This window comes from Plantactinospora soyae (genome assembly GCF_014874095.1).
Classification (GTDB): Bacteria; Actinomycetota; Actinomycetes; order Mycobacteriales; family Micromonosporaceae; genus Plantactinospora; species Plantactinospora soyae.
In genome coordinates this window covers 8,032,649-8,051,627 of sequence record NZ_JADBEB010000001.1, presented here as the reverse complement: position 1 = coordinate 8,051,627, position 18,979 = coordinate 8,032,649, and the positions used below count along the sequence as shown (strand labels likewise).

Genomic DNA, 18,979 nt, shown 5'->3' with positions numbered 1-18,979 from the left:
CCTCGCTTCGCTCGTCGGCGTCATGAGCCGGCAAACTGGGCTGGCTGATTCGCTCGCTGCGCTCGCTCATGCCGCCAGGGCTCCGTTCGGGTACCAGGTGAAGTAGGCCTCCATGGTGTGGAACAGGTCGAGGGTGTCCACGTGGTCGGCCTTGGCGCCGGCTCCGGCGACGCCCATCATCAGCATGAAGTCCATGAAGCCGTGGGTGGCGTTGCCCGGCGCGTGCAGGCTGTCCAGGGTCACCTCCGCCAGGCAGCGGTCGAGGTCACCGGTGGCGATCCACTCCACCGCCTTCCGGTCGAACTCCGGGTCCGGCCCGTGTGGGCCGAACTGGCGAGGGCCGCCCAGTTCCAGCGACAGGTGACCGGTGCCGATGATGGCCACCCGCAGGTGGCTGGGCCAGGACTCGACAAGCTCGCGGATCGTCCGGCCGAGCTGTACGAAACGTTTCGGCTGGGGCAGCGGCGGCGCGAAGATGTTGGTGTAGATCGGCACGATCGGCAGGTCTGCCTCGGGGCGCAGCGTGATGATCGGGCAGGTGATGCTGTGGTCGATCCGCAGCTCGTTGCTGAAGGCCAGGTCGAAGCCGGCGTCGAGACCCTCGCGCAGCAGGTGCCCGGACAGCTCCTCCTGGCCGCGTAGCAGCATTCTCGGCAGGCCGAACTCGCGTTCCTCGTTGTACCAGTTCGCGTCGTAGAACGGGGCCTTTCCGATCAGGAACTGGGGCATGTTGTCCAGCCACAGTTGGTGGAAGTGATCGGAGCCGACCATCACCAGCACGTCCGGGTTGGCCCGGGTGAGAGTCTCCCGGAACGCCAGGATCTTGCGTACCCACTCGTCCGCGAACGGCGGCCGGTCCTCGCCGGTCGCGGTGCTCGCCCGGTAGTAAAAGGGGTGGTGGGTGGAGGCGATGACCGCGACGACGGTGGCCACGGCGGCTCCTTTCTCAGGGGGTCAAAAGGTCAAGAACCATCCGGCGGTAGGTAGCGGGTGTTGCGGTCGACGGTCCGGTAGACGTCCATCCCGATCGGATTGCGGCGTTCCTCGGCCAGGTGACCCAGCAGTCCCGCCGCCCGCGCCAGTAGCGCGAACCCGCGCAGCAGTTCCACCGGAAGCCCGAGGTCGGCCAGCGCGGCCCCGCACACCCCGGCGCCGTTGAGCGGCAGGGTACGGCCCAGGATCGCCGGATGTACCCGGCCGATCGCCTCGAACAGCCGCAGGTGCGGGCCGCGCAGCCCCTCCTCGTCGGCGATCCGGATCAGTACCGGGGTACGCGGGTCCCCGACCTTGTGCACCGGGTGCCCGAGGCCGGGGATCAGCCGTCGGTCGGCGCGGGCCGTGCCGACCACCGCCCGGGCGACCTCGTCCCAGCCCGCGTCGTCGGTGGGCCGTTCGGTCAGTCCTGCGATGGCGTCGGCGAGGAACCGGCCGCAGTCCTCGGTGACGCCCAGGAAGCGGGAGCCACCGCCGAGCAGCCCGGCGGCGAGCGCGCCCTGGAGCGACTCGGGGGCGCTCAGGTAGGTCAGCCGGGCGGCGATCGCCGTCGGGGTGAAGCCGTGGTCGGCCAGCGCGACGAGCACCGTCTCGAAGACCCGTACCTCGCCCGGCGTCGGTCGGCGCCCGGCGACCAGCCAGTACGCCAGTTCGCCGAAGCCCACCTTCCCCATCAGGTCGGCGGCGAGATCCTGACCGAGCAGCCGGATCTGGTCCGGGTCGGAGGTGCCGATCGCGGTCGGGAAGCTCAGTTCTCGGTCAGCCACTTGCGGATCTCCTCGCCGTGTTCGTCCAGTCCCGGCGGCGGCAACTCGTACCGGGCCGGGGTCGCCGAGAAGGTGATCGGGTTGCGTACGCTCGGCACCGCCGAGGCACCCTCGCCGACCGTGACCACCGGGTCCAGGCCCAGTTCCTCGGCCAGCGCCACGCCGCCGTCGATGGTGTTGATCGGGGCGCACGGCACGCCGGCGGCCAGCAGATCCCGGAACCACTCGTCCTTGGTCCTGGTACGCAGCCGGTCGACCAGCAGCGGTCGCAACTGTTCGCGGTTGGCGGTCCGGTCCTGGTTGCGCCCGAACCGGGGGTCGTCGACCAGTTCGGGCAGCCCGAGCACCTGACACAGCTTGCGGAACTGTCCGTCGTTGCCGGCGATCACGATCAGTTCGCCGTTGGCGGTCGGCAGTGGCTCGTACGGGAACAGGCTCGGATGCGCGTTGCCCATCCGGTACGGCACCACGCCACCGGCCACGTACCCGCTGCTGTGGTTGACGAGTCCGGACAGCGCCGAGGAGAGCAGGTTGACCTCGACGTGTTGGCCCTGACCGCTGGTGGCCCGGTGGTGCAGCGCGGCGAGGATGCCGATGTTCGCGTGCATCCCGGCCATCACGTCGAAGACCGAGATTCCGGCCCGGTAGGGCGAGCCGTCGGGATCTCCGGTCAGGCTCATCAGGCCGGAGATGGCCTGGACCATCAGGTCGTAGCCGGGCATCGACGCCCCGGCGCCGGTGCCGAAGCCGCTGATCGAGGTGTAGACGATGCCCGGATTGCCGGTCGCCACGGACTCGTAATCCAGCCCGAACCGGCGCAGGCCGCCGGGCTTGAAGTTCTCGATCAGCACGTCGGCGCGGGCGGCCAGTTCCTGGGCGACCGTGAGGTCCGCGGCCTCGCGCAGATCGAGCGCGATGGAGCGCTTGTTGCGGTTGATTCCGAGGTAGTAGGTGGAGACGTCGTCGCGGACCGGTGGCATCCAGGTGCGGGTGTCGTCGCCGGCCGGACCCTCCACTTTGATCACTTCGGCGCCGAGGTCGGCCAGCAGCATCGTGGCGTACGGCCCGGCCAGGATCCGGGAGAAGTCGGCCACCAGTACGCCCCGCAGTGGTCCCGGTGGCCGGTCCGGCCCGTCGCCGCCATCCCGCCGTTCCGTCGTCATCCGCTGCCTTCCGTGTCCGCATAACGGACAAGCGTCCGCCGTCGCCAGTTTCGAACGTGGTTCCGGCCGCTGTCAAGGCCCGGGTGCCGGCGGCTTGGCGCCGCAAAGCCCTGGTGGGTAGTGCGCTTAGCGGCGTCGGTGCGGCTCGGAAAGTGCCGGCCCTCCGACCTCTTGACAAGCCTCGTGGTCCGGCTCACAATTTCGCCACTCAGGCTCTGACCACCAGGCGGACAACCGTCCGCTAGCGGCCCCGGCATCCGGCGACAAGCGATGCGAGGAGACGGCGTGAGCGAGCGTAGTGAGCGAATCGGCCAGCCCAGTTTCTCGGCTCATGACGCCGACAAGCGATGCGAGGAGACGCGTGAGCGAGCGCAGTGAGCGAATCAGTCGGCCCAGTTTCTCGGCTCATGACGCCGACGAGCGAAGCGAGGAGACGGCGTGAGCGAGCGCAGTGAGCGAATCGGCCAGCCCAGTTTGCCGGCTCATGACGCCGACGAGCGAAGCGAGGAGACGGCATGAGCACGATCGACAACGGTCCGGCGGCCGCGTCGGACCGGCCGGTGATTTTCCGCAACGGTCTGGTCCTGACCATGGACGACGCCCGGACGGTGCTGCCCGGCGCCGACGTGCTCGTGGTCGGTGAGCGCATCGCCGAGGTCGGCGTCGGGTTGACCGCGCCACCGGACGCCCTGGAGATCGACGCCACCGGGGGGATCCTGATGCCAGGGATGATCGACACCCATCGGCACCTGTGGCAGACCGCGATGCGCGGGTACGGCGCCGACTGGACCCTGACCCAGTACTTCGTCTGGTACTACCTCGAATCCGGCAAACTCTTCCGGCCCGAGGACATCTACGCCGGCAACCTGCTCGGCGCGATCGAGGCGCTCGACGCCGGTGTCACCACCACGGTCGACTGGTCGCACGGACTCCAGACACCGCAGCACGCCGACGCCGCCGTCGACGCCCTGGAGGCGGTACCGGGCCGGTTCGTGCTCGCGTACGGCAACATCCAGCAGGGCCCCTGGGAGTGGGCGACCAGTCCGGAGTTCCGCGACTTCGTTCAGCGGCGCCTGCACGGCCGTGACGACATGCTCGGCTTCCAGATGGCGTTCGACGTCACCGGGGACCCCGCCTTCCCGGAGCGGGCGGCCTTCGAGGTGGCCCGCGAGTTGGGCGTACCGGTCACCACCCACGCCGGTGTCTGGGGCGCCACCAACGACGACGGCATCCGGCTGATGTACGAGAACGGCTTCATGACCCCGGAGACCGTGTACGTACACGCGGCCACCCTCACCCAGGACTCGTACCACCGGATCGCCGCCACCGGCGGATCTGTCTCGGTCTCCACGGAGAGCGAGCAGAGCGCCGGCCAGGGCTACCCGCCCACCTGGCAACTGCGGCACCACGGCATCCCGGTCTCGCTCTCCATGGACACCAGCGTCTGGTGGAGCGGGGACCTGTTCAGTGCCATGCGGAGCACTCTCGGCGCGGACCGCTCCCGGGAGCACCTGGAGGCGCACGGCCGGCAGGAGACCATCACGCACTGCCACCTGCGGGCCGAGCAGGTGGTCGAGTGGGCCACCCGGGGCGGCAGCCGCGCACTCGGGCTGGACGACACGGTCGGCAGCCTGACCGTGGGGAAGAAGGCGGACGTCGTACTGATCAAGAACGACGGCTCTCCGGTGATGTTCCCGATCCTGCACCCGTACGGCCAGGTGGCCTTCCAGGCGCAGCGCGGTGACGTGCACTCGGTGGTGGTCAACGGCCGGCTGGTCAAGCACGCGCACCGGTTGGTCGGCATCGACCTCGGCAAGGCCCGGCGCGAGGTCGAGCGGACCATCGAGCACCTGATCGGTTCGATGGGGGACGAGGCCTGGGCCCGGGGCATGAACCCGGACATCCCGGAAACGCACCTGATGGACAATCCGTACACGTACACCGAGTGGGACGCCGGCTCGGCCCAATGGAAGCATTGAGTCGACGCGGGTACGCCCGCGTCGGCCCTGGTCGGAGTGGGCCGCATCGTCGGCAGAGGAAGTGGGCGGGATGACGCGCGAGGCGGGACCTGACTTCATCGAGGCCCTGGCCCGTGGCTTGGACGTGCTGCGTTGCTTCCGGGCCGGCCGACCGGTGCTCACGCTCAGTGAGATCGCCGCCGCGACCGGCCTGGCCCGCCCGACCGTCCGGCGGATCCTGCTCACCCTCGACGAACTCGGTTACGTCCGCTCCGCCGACCGGGGCTTCGCGCTCACCCCACGGGTGCTGGAACTGGGGATGAGTTACATCAACTCGTTGAACATGTGGGAGATCGCCGAGCCGCACATGCGTCGCCTCGTCGACCAGACCAACGAGTCGTCCTCGATGGCCCAGCTCGACGGCAACGACATCGTCTATGTCGCCCGGGTCGCGGTGCCGAAGATCGTCACGCTGGCGGTCACCGTCGGCACGCGATTCCCGGCTGCCGCCACGTCGATGGGCAAGATCCTGCTGGCCGCGCTCGACCAGGCCGAACTCACCGCCGTGCTGGCCGAGCCGACCCGATCCGGGATCACTCCGTGGTGGCAGCCGGAGCGCGACGAACTCGACCGGACGTTGCGCGAGGTCCGGGCCCGGGGGTGGGCGCTGGCCGACCAGGACCTTGCCCCCGGCATCCGATCGGTCGCCACCGGGGTACGCAACGGCGACGGCAAGGTCGTGGCCGCCGTCAACGTGACGGTGCACGCGGCGGAGACCAGTGTGGAGAAGTTGACCGAGGACCACCTGCCCCGGCTGCTCCGTACCGCCGCCGACATCAGCCGGGACTGGGCGCTGCTGGACACCCTGCCGATCTCCGTGCACGAACCACGCCGTGGCGTCGTGCCGCTCGGCGTACGCCTGCCCTGATCCTGTCGTCCACTCCGGCCGTACCCCCGTTGCCGGCGGCGCACTCGAACGGTCCCGTGGCGAAGATGTCCGCCCCGGGACCGCCTCCGTTCGGCGCACGTCGATGCGCGCTCGCCGCTCAGTTCGGCGCTTCGCCGCCGGATCACGCGGGCCGGGTATGCAATCGACAAATATCAATTCAAACCGGAGGGAGTTGACCTCATGACTTCACGCGTCCGGCGGTGTGCCGGGGTGCTGTTGACGGCGCTGCTGGTGACGGCCGCCGTCCTGACCCACACCAGTACCCGGGTGGAGGCGGCCGCCGGAGTGCGGGTGCTGCCACTCGGCGACTCGATCACCGACGGCTTCAACGTACCGGGCGGCTACCGGATCGACCTCTGGCAGAAGGTGGTCGCCGGGGGCTACTCGGTCGACTTCGTCGGCTCCCAGGCGAACGGGCCGGCCAGCCTCGGCGACCGTGACCACGAGGGACACTCCGGCTGGCGGATCGACCAGCTCGACGCCAACATCGTCAACTGGCTCCGCACCTACACGCCCCGCACGATCCTGCTGCACATCGGCACCAACGACGTCTTCCAGAACCGCGACCTGCCGAACGCTCCGAACCGGCTGGCGGCGCTGATCGACCGCATCCACAGCACGGCACCGGCGGCGATGGTCTTCGTGGCCACGATCGTGCCGGCCGGATCCGCGAGCAGCAACGCCCAGGTGCGGAGCTTCAACGCGGCCATCCCGCAGATCGTCCAGACCCGGGCGAACGCAGGTCGTCCGGTGTACCTGGTCGACATGTACTCCGCGCTCACCACCGCCGACCTGGCCGACGGTGTACATCCCAACGCGACCGGCTACAGCAAGATGGCCACCACCTGGTATAACGCCCTGCGGGCCGTGCCGGGCAGCCTGACCGAGGGCGGCACCCCGACCCCCACTGTCACCCCACCCACGACCCCGCCGACCACCCCACCCACGACCCCGCCGACCAACCCGCCCGGTGGTGCCGGCTGCACGGCCTCGGCCTCGCTCAACACCTGGGGCGGCGGTTTCGTGGCGACGGTACGGGTCACGGCCGGCTCGGCCGGAACCAACGGCTGGACGGTCGGATTGACACTGCCGTCCGGCACCACGATCACGAATGGTTGGAACAACCAACGCAGCGGCAACAGCGGCGCGGTCCAGTTCACGAATGTGAGCTTCAACGGCCGGATCGCCGCCGGACAGTCGACCGAGTTCGGTTTCCAGGCCACCGGAAGCGGAGCGGGCGTGACGCCCACCTGTACCGCCAGTTGACCCGGTTGGGGCGGGGCCGGCGTACGGCTCCGCCCCGGCCGTCGATCCGACGCTTCCGGTGACGCCGGCCCAGTTCCGAACGGCCGGTGCGATGAGCGGGTCGAGATGTCTGGCCCGCACATCGTCCACTTTCCCGGTCCGCCGCGAGACCGGGTACCTGCGATATTCGGGGAATCCCGGTGGCCGTCCGGCAGTGACGTGGCTCACCGGGAATATCCGGAGGTGGCCTATGCCGGCCGTCGATCCGATCCGGTCGGCCCCCGCCCTCGGGAATCGCGTCGGGTCACACCCGACGCGGCGTTCCCAGGAAGGCGGTTGTCGTTCCGCGCCGGCACCGCTGAACCATCCGCGACGGTCCGCGCGACTCGTCCGGGTCGGCGACACCACTCCGGCCCGGACGTGCGTTGATCCCGATCCGTCCGAACAGCTGTCCGCCGTCGACCCGCACCCCGCGTCCGACCTGGACGTGGGGGCGTGCCGTGAACCTCAGCGACCGGCCTTGGCGTGGTATTCGTCGACGATCTCCTGCGGGATACGGCCGCGATCGGAGATATCCCGCCCCTCCTTCTTGGCCCAGGCACGGATGGCCTTGTTCTGCTCCCGGTCGGCGGTCGCGCTGCCCCTGCCACGTGCGGCACGACCACCGACGACCACGGCACCCCGGCCGACCTTCTGGCCCGACGCGGCGTACGGGGCGAATAGGTCCCGCAGTTTCCCGGCGTTTTTCTTGGAGAGGTCGATCTCGTACTGCACTCCGTCGAGCGAGAACTTGACGGTTTCGTCGGCGTCTCCGCCGTCCAGGTCGTCGACCAGCTTGTGAATGATTTGCTTGGCCACTGTGGCGTTCCCTTCGAGTGGATGTCTCCGCAACAAAAGCACAGTAGCGCGTCGGGCGCATGTCACGCCAAGCGGACGCCCCGTACAAAGCAGGTTTGATCGGTGACTCAGCGTTGGCCGACGGGTACAGGATTGATTCGTACCCCATGCGGGTCACTGTCGCGGGAGACCGTTCTATTCGTGTCTACCAGGCCGTCGGCATGGAACCTACCTTGTTGATTCGAGTCCCGACCCGGTCGGAGAAAGCACTGCGCTGGGGTCACCGACACCGACCCGGCGGCTTGCCACCGGAAACCGGTATTCAATGCATATCGGTACTGTCCGCAAGCGGCCGGGGTGGGATGATGCGCACGCCGGGCGGTCCACCGCGATCCGGGCTCCCGCGGCGAGCGGCAGCCGCCTCGCCGACGACGCCGGCGGGCCGAGGTGTCACCGCGACGGTCCGCCGGTGGTCGTACCCGTGACAGGCACAGCCGGACGACATTGGAGGCTTCGTGACGGAACTGCGAGTCCTGTGCGACGGGGGGCGGTCCTGGTGACCGGCCGCGACGGGCAAGCAGAGTTCGCCGAGTTCGTCCGGACCCGCTACCCCGGGCTGGTACGCCACGGGGTGCGGCTCACCGGCGACCACGGGCACGGTGAGGACCTCACCCAGGAGGCACTGGTCAAGACGTACCGGGCCTGGCGGCGGTTGCATCCGGGCGGTGACGCCGAGGCGTACACGAAAAAGGTGATGATGCGGGCGGCCTGGCGGATCGGCCGCCAGCGGTGGCGGCGGGAGATCCCGACCGACGTTCTGCCCGACGGGCGGACCGACGACCCGTACGAGCCACGCGACCTCGCCCGACTGGTGCTCGCCACCCTGCGGGCGCTGCCGGCACAACAACGGGTGGTACTGCTGCTCAGGTTCTGGGGCGGGCTCACCGAGCGGGAGGTGTCGGCGGTTCTGGGCTGCCACGTCGGCACGGTGAAGAGCCGGGCACACCGGGCCATCAGCGCGCTGCGGCGCCCCGGCGGCCCGCTCGCCGACGCAATCGCTCCGGCCACTGCCCCGGCCCGTCCGACATCGCCGCGCTAACCACCCCGACCACGATGGAACCTTTCGATGTCCCGCAGTGCTTTCTAGCGGTATGAGGATCCTGTGGGAGGACAGATGTTGAGGACAGTCGCCCGGTGGGGCGGTGGGGCCGCGATCATCGCTCTGGTCGTGTCGTCCGCCGGACCGGCGGGGACGACGGCCTGGGCCGCCGTGCCGGATTCGGGTACGGAGGCGGTCCGGGCGCCGCAGCGTCCGGGGGAGCCCGACCGCTCGGTCACGTTGATCACCGGGGACCGGGTCACGGTACGTGCCGACGGGGTGGCCTCGGTCGAACCGGGCGCGGGCCGGAAGGGCATTCCGGCACTGACCCGGCGGCTCGACGGGCGGCTGCACGTCACCCCGGTGGACGCCCTGGCGCTGGTCCAGGACGGACGGCTCGACGCGCGGCTCTTCGACGTGACGACGCTGATCGAGTTCGGCTACGACGACCGTCGTGCCAACCTGCCGTTGATCGTCACGGCCGGCGGCAGCCGGTCGGCGGCGCGCAGTACGGTGACCGCCCGGGGCGCCGAGGTGGTCCGGGACCTGCCGTCGGTGGGTGGCATGGCGGTACGGGCGGACAAGGCGACGTTGACCGAGTTCTGGCGGGGCGTAGCCGGTGTGGCCCCCAGCAGGAGCCTGCGCGGCGGCGTCTCGAAGATCTGGCTCGACGGGCTGCGCAAGCCCACGCTCGAACAGAGCGTGCCGCAGATCGGTGCACCGGCGGCCTGGCAGGCAGGGCTGGACGGCACCGGCGTCACGGTGGCGGTGCTGGACACCGGCGTCGACGCCGACCACCCGGATCTGGCCGGGCAGGTGACCGGCACGGCCAACTTCACCGAGGAGGACGCGCGGGACGTGGTGGGCCACGGCACGCACGTGGCCTCGACCATCGCCGGCACCGGTGCCGCCTCGGACGGTCGGAACAGGGGCGTGGCACCCGGGGCGCGGCTGCTGGCCGGCAAGGTCTGCATCACGCGTGGCTGCCCCGACTCGTCGATCCTGGCCGGCATGCAGTGGGCGGCCGAACGGGGTGCCGCGGTGGTCAACCTGAGCCTGGGCGGGCAGGACACTCCCGAGGTGGATCCGGTCGAGCAGGCCGTACAGACCCTGACCGAGCAGTACGGCACGCTCTTCGTCGTCGCGGTCGGGAACGACGGTCAGGCTGCTGCCATCGCCTCTCCGGCGAGCGCCGACGCCGCGCTCGCGGTCGGTGCCGTGGACCGGTCCGACGAGCTGGCCTGGTTCTCCAACCGTGGCCCGCGTACGGGTGACGGTGGGCCCAAGCCGGACATCACCGCGCCGGGGACGGACATCGTCGCGGCACGCAGCTCGGACGGTCCGGCCCCGGATCAGCCGTACCGGACGATGTCGGGCACCTCCATGGCGACGCCGCACGTGGCGGGCGCCGCGGCGATCCTGGCACAACGGCATCCGGGGTGGCAGGCCGGCGCGCTCAAGTCGACGCTGATGGCCGCCGCCGTACCCCATCCGGAACTGGACATGTTCGCGCAGGGGGCCGGCCGGGTGGACGTGGCGCGGTCGATCGACCAGACGCTCGCCAGCGACCCGCCGAGCGTCGGGTTCGGCGGGCAATCGTGGCCGCACCACGACGACGTACCGGTGGCGAGGGCCGTGACGTACCGCAACAGCGGTACGGCACCGCTGACGTTGGCCCTCTCCCTGGAGGCGTCCGGACCGGACGGTACGGCGGCACCCGCCGGCATGTTCACGGTGAACCCGTCGACGGTGACCGTGCCGGCCGGTGGCACCGCCGAGGTGAGCGTCACCGCGGACACCCGGGTCGACACCACCGACGGCCTCTACACCGGTCGGCTCGTCGCCACCACGGGCGACCTGGTGCTGCGGACGCCGTTCACGGTGGACCGGGCCACGGAGATGTACGACGTCACCGTCTCCCACCTGGACCGGGCCGGTGCGCCGACCCGTGCGTGCTCGGAACTCGTCGGCCTCGACGGGGCGGGGTTGACCGAGGACGACGTCCACCGGCCCTGTGGTGCGGAGGGCACGGGCACGGCCACCGTCCGGCTGCCCAAGGGCCGGTACGCATTGCTGAGCGTGCTCCACGACGACGACGTGAGCAACTTGTTGACCCAGCCGGTCGTGGAGGTGACCGGACCGACCACGGTGGTCGTGGACGCGCGTAAGGCCGAGCCGGTGTCGGTCACCCTGCCCCGGGCGGACGCGGCCCAGGTCTTCGCGGATCTTGCCGTGCAGGTGCCGGTCGGGGGGAGCAGTTACGGCTTCGGCGTGTTCGGCGACAGCTTCGCCCAAACGCGCCTGGGACGCCTCGACGACGGCGGTGCGGTGCCCGGGTTCTTCGCAACGGTGGTCGGCAGCTGGGCGAGGGCGGATCCGGAGAACGACGTCTACAACAGCCCGTTCGTCTACAACCTGGCCTGGTCGGTGCCGGCCGACCGGTTCGACGGCTTCACCCGGCAGGTACGCCAGTCGGACCTGGCCACCATCCACACACGGTACGCCCACAACGTGGTCGGCGACGCGTACTTCGACGTCTTCGACCCGGCGTTCTTCCCCGGTGTGGGCGGGGCGTTCAGCGCCTCGTTGCTGTTCGACTCGCCCTTCGAACGGACCGAGTACTTCAACTCCGATCCCGACGTGCAGTGGAGCCACCACGTGCTGGAACGGGACGGGTCCGGTTCCATCCTGACGGCCGTGGAGCCGGTCCGTACGACGTACCAGACCGGTACGGTCACCCGTAACCAGTGGAACCAGGCGGTGTTCGGCGCGAGCCTGGAGAGCCCGGGCTGGCCGGAGGACTACGTCTCCCGGGTCGGGGACAAGGTCTTCGTGAACATGCCGCTCTACGCCGACGGCGCCGGTCGGCAGGTCCTGGCGTTCGACGCGGTCGAGAAGATGGTCCTGTACCGGGACGGTGTCAAGGTCGGGGAGTCGGACGGTCTCTGGGAGGCCTTCGAGGTTCCACCGGCGGCGGCGGACTACCGGCTGGAGGTCACCGGGACCCGTGCCCAGCCCATCGCCCTCTCCACCCGGGTGGAGGCGGCCTGGACCTTCCGGTCCGGTCACGTGCCGGGGGAGAGTCCGGTGCGGTTGCCGCTGTCCGGGATACGGTTCAGCCCACCGCTGGACCAGCACAACATGGCGCCGGCCGGTCGATCGTTCCTCATCCCGGTGTCGGCGCGGCCGCAGCCGGGGTCGACCGGCGGCAACGTCCGCTCCCTCGGCGTCGAGGTTTCCTACGACGATGGGGCCACCTGGCACCGGGCCACCGTCATCGCGGTCAACGGCGTCGGCGCGGTGCACGTCAAGCATCCGAAGGGAAGTGGTTTCGTCTCACTCCGGGCCACCGCGACGGACCGGTCCGGCAACACGGTACGGCAGACGGTGATCCGCGCCTACGGGATCGGATAGTCGTCCTGACGGGCCGGCGGCCCCTCGAGGTCACCTCCGGTGTCGCACCGGAAGTGGCCGAGCGGGGCCGCCCCGTCGAAGCGCCTGCCGGTCGGCCCCGCGTACGTCCTGCGCGGGGCCGACCCGCGTACGTTGCGCTCAGGGCGGCGCGGGGCCGCGGTCGCGTACGCGTCTGACGGCGGCGACCTCGCCGCCGATCGGCAGCCAGTAGGCGGGGATGAAGGCGGCGATCACCAGCACACCGGCGACGGGGTGCAGGGCGCCGACCGCGGTTCCGACGGCGATCCAGACGAGTGCGAGACGGTAACGCCTACCGATGGCGTTAGCGCCGGCCGTGTCGATGCTCTGCCGGAGCAGGCGCTTGCCGCGCCGGACGTACTCCCAGGTGATGTTGAACAGTACGACGGCCGTCTCGAAGGCGATCCCGTAGAACACGACTGCGCTCCGCTGTCCGTGACCGGACTCGAACGCGGCGGCGAGCACGGAGGAGGCGAAGGGCAGGAACGCGACGACCATCAGCAGCAGCGTGTTGAGGAACAGCACCAGACGGTCGGCGGCGCGGACGTGGTCGAACATGACGCGGTGGTTCACCCACACCTGGCCGATGAGCAGGAACGTGACCGTGTAGGCCAGGTACGAGGGCCAGAGCGCGGTGAGACCGTGGAGCAGGTCACGGGTGTCCTGCGGTGGGCGGATTTCCAGGATGAGCAGGGTGACGGCGATAGCGAAGACGGCGTCGCTGAAGGCGATGAGCCGGGCGGGATCACGTTCCGCGCCGATCGGTCGGCTGGATCCGGCCGAGTCCCTGCCGGTGGAGGTCCTGTCGGCCGACTCCCTGCCGGTCGAGTCCCGGTCGGTGGCGGTCCTGCGGATCGCTCGGAACCAGCGCATGTCGGCGTCGACCCGTGCCTATCTTCGGACGGACGCGTTCGCCCCGCGACGCTTCCCGACGGGACCTGCCCTGTCGGCCGGGCCCGTCGCGTGTTGACGAGTCATTCCGGGCTCCTCCGCGACGCAGGGCGCCTCCCGACCTCGCGCTGGTCGCGGCCGGATTCCCGCTGTGGACCAGGTCAAACCCGCTGATCCGCGATGGCTGGGCGGGTAGCGGCACATCGCCGGAACTCGGGATCAGGGCCGGCGCACCGTGGTACGACTGCTTCGACGGCGGTACGCGATCGGTACGCGGTCGGGGCCTGGGCCGGAAGCCTGGTTGTGGGGGGCGCGAAAGCGGGCGGCGGATGACGACGGGCAGGTACTCGACGCTGATCCGTGACCCGAATCAGCCGCAGCGGGCGACGTACGTGGAGCTCTTCTACGATCTCGTCTTCGTCTTCACACTGGCCCGGCTGGCCGAGGAGTTGGTGGCGGATCTGCACCCGCTCGGCGCCTACCAGACGCTGCTCCTGCTGCTGGCGACCTGGTGGGTCTGGTCGTACACCAACCTTGCCACCGACACCCTGGATTCGCGGCGACCCGCCGTCCAACTGCTGGTCATCGTGATCATGTTCGGCAGCCTGGTGATGTCGACCGCGATCCCCGACGCCTTCGACGGGCGCGGAGCGCTCTTCGCCGCCGCCTACGTCGGAATCCACCTCTGCCGTAGCGCCGTGCTCGCGGTGATCCTGCGCAAGCACCGACTGCGCAACCGACCGCTGCGGGGAATCTTCTGGTTCAGTGTCTCCGGCGCGATCTGGTTCGCGGGCGCCTTCTCCCCACTCGAGGCCCGGCTACTGCTCTGGACGGCGGCTCTGGCCCTGGACTACCTGGGGCCGGTGTTGCGGTGGCCGACCCCGAAGATCGGACGCTCACCGGCCTGGGAGTGGAACACCGCCGGTGAGCACCTGGCCGAGCGGTACCGGCAGTTCGTCATCATCGCTCTCGGCGAGACCGTGGTTATCACCGCCCGGACCTTCCGGAGCAGCGACTACAGCCTGTACCGGAGCATCGCGTTCGTCATCTCGTTCGTCACCACGGTGTTGCTCTGGTGGATCTACTTCTACCGGACCAGGGAGAAGCTGGGCAGCGCCATCACCAGCTCCGCCGATCCGGCCCGGGAGACCAAGTGGGCCGGATACGCCCACCTGATCATGGTGGCCGGCGTCGTCCTCACCACGGTCGGCGACGAGCTGATCATCCGGCATCCGTTCGGTGACACACCCGGCGGTTGGGTCGCGGTGATCATCGGCGGTCCGGGCCTCTTCCTCGCCGGCCGTGCCCTGCTGGGACACGAGGTCTTCGTGCATGTTGCCCGGCCCTGGCTGATCGGGATCGGCGTGCTGATCGTGATGGCACCGGTGATGGTCTTCCTACCGGCGCTCGCCGTCTCCGGGACCGTCGTGGTAGTCCTGTTCGGCATCGTCCTGGCCGACGTGGTCAGCACCCGCGAGCGGCGCGGCTGACCGGAGGCCGAGCGCCGTCCCGCCCGCCACGGGTACCGAGGACGTGCCACTGGGAGGTGGCGGGAACGCTCGCCGGCACGGTGGTCGACGGTGCCCCGCGACCGTTCTCCATGGTGGATTCTCCTTCTCGGACGGGTCAGATCGTAGGCGAGGCGGTCCCGTTTCCGTGGTCCTGGTGACGGGACGTCGAGCCAACCCGGGCCCGATCCCCGTTGGCACCGGGCACGTTCCACCTCGCCGACGGGGCTGACGGTTGGCGGATGCAATGATCGACAACCTCACCAAACGCGTCACCGCCGAAACCACCCCAACCTGGCGGGACGACTGAAGACGGCATCACTCACAAAATTCATGAATTAGACGCTCTCTCGGTAAATACGGCACTACAACGGACAAGAGCTAACTACGACGGAGCCGTAGGGGTCGGACGGCGTCGGTCGGGCAGTGGGAGATCGTCCCCGATGGATTGTCTAACGGAAGTGCCTCCCGTAGGCTCCGTCTTGTCATACGCGGGGGGCAGTGACGCTGGCCGATCGGCGCAACTTCGCTCAGGTGGATTCCTTGAGCGCAACGTCGGATCATGGTTGGCGTTCATTTTCGACTCTCCGCGATTTTCCGATGCTGTGATGCACTGATGCGCGCATCGAAGAAAGGATCGCGGATGGCTGACGAAATGGTCCGGCTGGCCCAACGTTTCATCAACAGCACATACAGCAACGGCGCAACTCTCGGCATATCCAAGCTGGAGGAAAACGGCCAAACCGGCTGGACCACGATGTACGCCCTGACCCGGGCTCTTCAGCATGAGTTAGGCATCACGTCTCTGTCGGACACGTTCGGTCCGACCACACTCTCGACACTTCGCACCAAGTTCCCCAGCCTCAATGCGGCGACCGTTCCGTCATGGATCTTCGGCTGCATTATTCAGTCCGCCCTTTACTGCAAAGGTTATGACGGCGGTGGGTTCGACGGCATTTACAACTCCCGGGTCGCGGCTGCTGTCACCCAACTGAAGCAGGACATGGGAGTCGCTGGCGCATTCCCGGGAAGTTCTCTTGAACCCAAGGTGGTCAAGGGGCTTTTCAACATGGACGCATACGTCGTCGTCAACAACGGGTCAGGCGTCATCCGTGCCATTCAGCAGTGGCTTAACGGCCGGTACGTGAACCGCAGCGACTTCTTCATCATCCCCTGCGACGGTCACCACTCCCGTGATGTCGCAAAGTCGATGCTGCTGGCGATCCAATACGAGTTGGGCATGGCCGACGGCGTCGCCAACGGCGTGTTCGGGCCCGGCACTCAAGCGGGCCTCCGATCCCACCCGGTCGCGGTCGGCTCCACCGGCGTGTGGGCCCAGCTGTTCACCGCGGCGATGAATCTCAACAAGCGGAGCGTCCCCTTCGGGAACTTCACCACCGGAGTGCAGACCGCAGTCCGCGATTTCCAATCGTTCGCGGCGCTGCCGGTCAACGGCACCGGCGACTTCCAGACCTGGGCGTCGCTTCTCGTCTCCTACGGCGACCAGAGCCGCAGAGGCACCGCGAACGACGGCGTCACCAAGATCACGCCGGCCCGCGCACAAGCGCTGAAGGCTGCCGGCTACAAATACATCGGCCGGTATCTTTACAACCCGTCCAGCACGGACCTCCCGGAAAAGCAGATCCAGCCCGGCGAGCTCGCCACGATCAAGCAATATGGACTGCGCTGCTTTCCGATCTACCAGACCTGGTCCCGGGACGCGGACTACTTCCACTATTCCCAAGGCTGCGTTGACGCGTCCAACGCCATCGAATGGGCGAGGATTCACGGCTTCAAGCCGGGCTCCATCATCTACTTCGCCGTGGACTACGACGCGATGGACCACGAAGTCACCGACTACATCCTCCCGCACTTCCGGGGCGTCTACCGCACCATCGGCGAACTGTCCGACTACGGCGTGGGCGTCTACGGTCCTCGCAACGTATGCCAGCGTGTGTCCGACGCAGGCTACGCGGCCACCTCGTTCGTCTCCGACATGTCGTCCGGGTTCTCCGGAAACCTCGGTTACCCGCTGCCCACGAACTGGGCTTTCGACCAGATTGCTACGATCACGATCGGCTCCGGCGACGGACGGATCGAGATCGACAACAACATCGCCTCCGGGCGTGACACCGGCCAAGGCGACTTCGATCCCCCAGCGCCGAACACGGACGATCTCGATGTCGACTTCGACAGGGCCCGCTACCGGGCGGCGCTGCTCACGGGGGTCCAGACGTACCTCACGTCGATCGGCGTTCCGGAGACCGGCGGCGAGGGTTGGAAGGACAACGACTGGGTCACCTATAACCTGGTCACCACCACGGAGGCGTTCAACTACGTCATGGAGGCCGACTGGCTGTTCACGAACCTGGCCCGGACCTTGAAACTTCGCAAGGCGCTCATCCAGGCGCCGGTGATGTGGGAGTTGCGCAAGTTGAACCCGCTCGATCCGATCGCTGACGACGCCGTGCGGGCCGGGCTGAAGGACGACAGCAGCACCGGCTGGGGACAGATCTTCGCCTGGGTGACCATAGCGGCCCGCAACTACTGCATCCAGCAGGGCATCATCAACGGCATGCCGTATGGCAGCGAAGATACGCGTGGGGTGTGGGACCTTCTTCAGGATCCGCACTACAACATCCCGACTGCCGCCTACCTGACGATCTACAACGCGCATCAGCTCGGGATCGCCCGCCCGTCGCTCACCACTGGCCAGGCTGACACCCAGGCGCTGCTCGCCCGCTACAACGGCACCGGTGATGGCGCGGCGCAGTACGGACGCGAGCTCATCGGCCTTTACAACGTGCTCGAGAACTACAACCGGCTCTGTCGCGTCTAGTAGGTCGGGATATCCAACTTGGAGAATCGGCGCATGTGGAAGCTGCCAGTACCCATCGGCGTGAACGTGCTGCTCGGCATCCCGGCGATCATTCCGTTGTTCCTGGCCTGGTACCTCATGGTCAACGGCCCGCTGGCCGCACTGGGATGGACGCAGCGTGATCCGAACGAGAGCGATGGAATGCTTCTCTGGTTGGTAATCGCCGCGCCGGTGTTCTGCCTGTTCGGCGCGATCTGGGGGCTGGTCAATCTGGGGATGCGCCGCAGGACGGCCGTCCCGGCACCCCAGTACTGGCTCACATCCGTGGCTGCCTCCTTTGTGCCGTACATCGCGGGCTTTTTTCTGTTTTGATCGGCTTGGAGAGGAATACAAGAACATGAGTAACCGGATAACTCGGCGAACCGTCCTCAGAACCGCCGCCATCACCGGCGGGATCGCTGCCGCCGGATCGGTCCTGCCCGCCGCGTCCGCGTCGGCCGCTCCACGCCGCAAGCCCAAGCGTCCGGCGATCTCGGCGAACGGGTGGACGATCCAGGCGAACAAGGACCGCGACTCGCAAATATGGACCCGGTCGGTGGGCGCCGCGGGGTTGAGTGTGGCGCTGTGGATCGGTGACGTGGAGGCGATTCTGCTGCACGTGGTGCGCCGGTTCCACTACGAGATCGAGGCGATCCAAGGGCTGGACCTGGCCGGCTGGTGTGAGATCGGCAAGCTCGACAAACGCCTACCAGAGTCCAACCTCGCTTCGGGTACCGCCATTCGCATTCGGCCTGGTGCTCGAGCGAAGGGAGGTTTCTTCCCCATGCAGGAACTCGTGCTGCGGGATGTTCTCGCCGAGTGCGGGGGAACCGTGCGTTGGGGTGGCGACGATCGTGAGGTGGACGAGTCGCTTTTCTATATCGCCATCGGTCCGCATGACGAGCAGGTTCGGACGGTCGCCGACAAGTTCCGCGGATGGGAGGCGACACCCGGAAAGGGGGCCGGCGTGGACGTGGATGTGCTCTCCCCGTCGCGGCGTAGTCGGGCCGAGAGCCTGGCCAGCGTCCAGCGTTCGAACTGACCTGTTTTACCAGGTGAACAGTCGTTTCGGCGGCTCAGGGATCCCATGATCGTGGGGACCGCGGGGAACGTTGGCGCGGAGCAGGCGGCCGGCTCGCCCGGCCGGACCCGAATCCGGATCACCTGCCACTCCGAACAGGACTGGGCGACGCCGTTGGTCGTGGTGGCGGCCCGATCCCGTCGAGGACGACGGTCAGCACGCCCACGGTGGCGGTGCGAGAGCCGGTCGTCACCACCGT

General features: G+C 68.6%; 14 protein-coding genes. 9 read left to right on the top strand and 5 right to left on the bottom strand.

Going from position 1 to position 18,979, the window contains the following annotated elements; translation table 11 throughout:
• Positions 1-66: 66 nt before the first annotated feature.
• Genes H4W31_RS35340 through H4W31_RS35330 form a run of 3 tightly spaced genes read right to left on the bottom strand, consistent with a single transcriptional unit; the run spans position 67 to position 2,923 of the window.
• Positions 67-933 (bottom strand): DODA-type extradiol aromatic ring-opening family dioxygenase, encoded by an 867-nt coding sequence (locus H4W31_RS35340; RefSeq protein WP_192770574.1) that lies wholly within the window; start codon positions 931-933, stop codon positions 67-69.
• Positions 934-962: 29 nt separating this feature from the next.
• Positions 963-1,760, bottom strand: a complete 798-nt coding sequence (locus H4W31_RS35335) for a citryl-CoA lyase (RefSeq protein ID WP_192770573.1) — start codon at positions 1,758-1,760, stop codon at positions 963-965.
• A complete protein-coding gene (locus H4W31_RS35330; RefSeq protein ID WP_192770572.1) occupies positions 1,742-2,923 on the bottom strand; it encodes a CaiB/BaiF CoA transferase family protein in 1,182 nt (393 codons plus the stop codon). Before H4W31_RS35330 ends, H4W31_RS35335 begins: the two co-directional genes overlap by 19 nt.
• Positions 2,924-3,438: 515 nt before the next feature.
• Between H4W31_RS35330 and H4W31_RS35325 the strand changes: the two genes are divergently transcribed.
• From H4W31_RS35325 to H4W31_RS35315, 3 genes are all read left to right on the top strand, one after another.
• Positions 3,439-4,902, top strand: a complete 1,464-nt coding sequence (locus H4W31_RS35325; protein WP_192770571.1) for an amidohydrolase family protein — start codon at positions 3,439-3,441, stop codon at positions 4,900-4,902.
• A gap of 70 nt (positions 4,903-4,972) precedes the next feature.
• Positions 4,973-5,809: an IclR family transcriptional regulator domain-containing protein gene (locus H4W31_RS35320; RefSeq protein WP_192770570.1), complete on the top strand. Its 837-nt coding sequence runs from the start codon at positions 4,973-4,975 to the stop codon at positions 5,807-5,809.
• Between the two features lie 201 nt (positions 5,810-6,010).
• Positions 6,011-7,096 carry a GDSL-type esterase/lipase family protein gene (locus H4W31_RS35315; protein ID WP_192770569.1) on the top strand — a complete coding sequence of 362 codons (1,086 nt, stop codon included), beginning with the start codon at positions 6,011-6,013 and terminating at the stop codon, positions 7,094-7,096.
• A 486-nt stretch (positions 7,097-7,582) separates the two neighbouring features.
• Here the strand turns inward: H4W31_RS35315 and H4W31_RS35310 are convergent, their stop codons facing one another.
• Positions 7,583-7,933 carry a histone-like nucleoid-structuring protein Lsr2 gene (locus H4W31_RS35310; protein ID WP_192770568.1) on the bottom strand — a complete coding sequence of 117 codons (351 nt, stop codon included), beginning with the start codon at positions 7,931-7,933 and terminating at the stop codon, positions 7,583-7,585.
• Positions 7,934-8,468: 535 nt separating this feature from the next.
• Here H4W31_RS35310 and H4W31_RS43985 point away from each other — a divergent pair.
• Entirely contained in the window at positions 8,469-9,011 is a 543-nt protein-coding gene (locus H4W31_RS43985) for a SigE family RNA polymerase sigma factor (RefSeq protein ID WP_192770567.1), read from the top strand.
• Positions 9,012-9,086: 75 nt separating this feature from the next.
• Positions 9,087-12,425, top strand: a complete 3,339-nt coding sequence (locus H4W31_RS35300; RefSeq protein WP_192770566.1) for a S8 family serine peptidase — start codon at positions 9,087-9,089, stop codon at positions 12,423-12,425.
• Between the two features lie 138 nt (positions 12,426-12,563).
• Here the strand turns inward: H4W31_RS35300 and H4W31_RS35295 are convergent, their stop codons facing one another.
• On the bottom strand, positions 12,564-13,316 hold the full coding sequence (locus tag H4W31_RS35295) for a TMEM175 family protein (RefSeq protein ID WP_225945847.1): 753 nt from the start codon (positions 13,314-13,316) through the stop codon (positions 12,564-12,566).
• 347 nt (positions 13,317-13,663) lie between these two features.
• On the opposite strand from H4W31_RS35295, the gene H4W31_RS35290 reads away from it, so the two are divergent.
• From H4W31_RS35290 to H4W31_RS35275, 4 genes are all read left to right on the top strand, one after another.
• Entirely contained in the window at positions 13,664-14,824 is a 1,161-nt protein-coding gene (locus H4W31_RS35290) for a low temperature requirement protein A (protein ID WP_192770565.1), read from the top strand.
• A gap of 661 nt (positions 14,825-15,485) precedes the next feature.
• Entirely contained in the window at positions 15,486-17,681 is a 2,196-nt protein-coding gene (locus tag H4W31_RS35285) for a glycoside hydrolase domain-containing protein (RefSeq protein ID WP_192770564.1), read from the top strand.
• A gap of 33 nt (positions 17,682-17,714) precedes the next feature.
• Positions 17,715-18,032, top strand: coding sequence for a hypothetical protein (locus tag H4W31_RS35280; protein WP_192770563.1), 318 nt, complete (start codon positions 17,715-17,717; stop codon positions 18,030-18,032).
• A gap of 25 nt (positions 18,033-18,057) precedes the next feature.
• Positions 18,058-18,741, top strand: coding sequence for a hypothetical protein (locus H4W31_RS35275; protein ID WP_192770562.1), 684 nt, complete (start codon positions 18,058-18,060; stop codon positions 18,739-18,741).
• The last annotated feature ends 238 nt before the right edge of the window (positions 18,742-18,979 follow it).

Bases quoted from the DNA above. Each gene is read 5' to 3' on its own strand.
- H4W31_RS35330 (WP_192770572.1), bottom strand. From the start codon at position 2,923: ATGACGACGGAACGGCGGGATGGCGGCGACGGGCCGGACCGGCCACCG.
- H4W31_RS35325 (WP_192770571.1), top strand. From the start codon at position 3,439: ATGAGCACGATCGACAACGGTCCGGCGGCCGCGTCGGACCGGCCGGTG.
- H4W31_RS35320 (WP_192770570.1), top strand. From the start codon at position 4,973: ATGACGCGCGAGGCGGGACCTGACTTCATCGAGGCCCTGGCCCGTGGC.
- H4W31_RS35315 (WP_192770569.1), top strand. From the start codon at position 6,011: ATGACTTCACGCGTCCGGCGGTGTGCCGGGGTGCTGTTGACGGCGCTG.
- H4W31_RS35300 (WP_192770566.1), top strand. From the start codon at position 9,087: ATGTTGAGGACAGTCGCCCGGTGGGGCGGTGGGGCCGCGATCATCGCT.
- H4W31_RS35295 (WP_225945847.1), bottom strand. From the start codon at position 13,316: ATGCGCTGGTTCCGAGCGATCCGCAGGACCGCCACCGACCGGGACTCG.
- H4W31_RS35290 (WP_192770565.1), top strand. From the start codon at position 13,664: ATGACGACGGGCAGGTACTCGACGCTGATCCGTGACCCGAATCAGCCG.
- H4W31_RS35285 (WP_192770564.1), top strand. From the start codon at position 15,486: ATGGCTGACGAAATGGTCCGGCTGGCCCAACGTTTCATCAACAGCACA.
- H4W31_RS35280 (WP_192770563.1), top strand. From the start codon at position 17,715: ATGTGGAAGCTGCCAGTACCCATCGGCGTGAACGTGCTGCTCGGCATC.
- H4W31_RS35275 (WP_192770562.1), top strand. From the start codon at position 18,058: ATGAGTAACCGGATAACTCGGCGAACCGTCCTCAGAACCGCCGCCATC.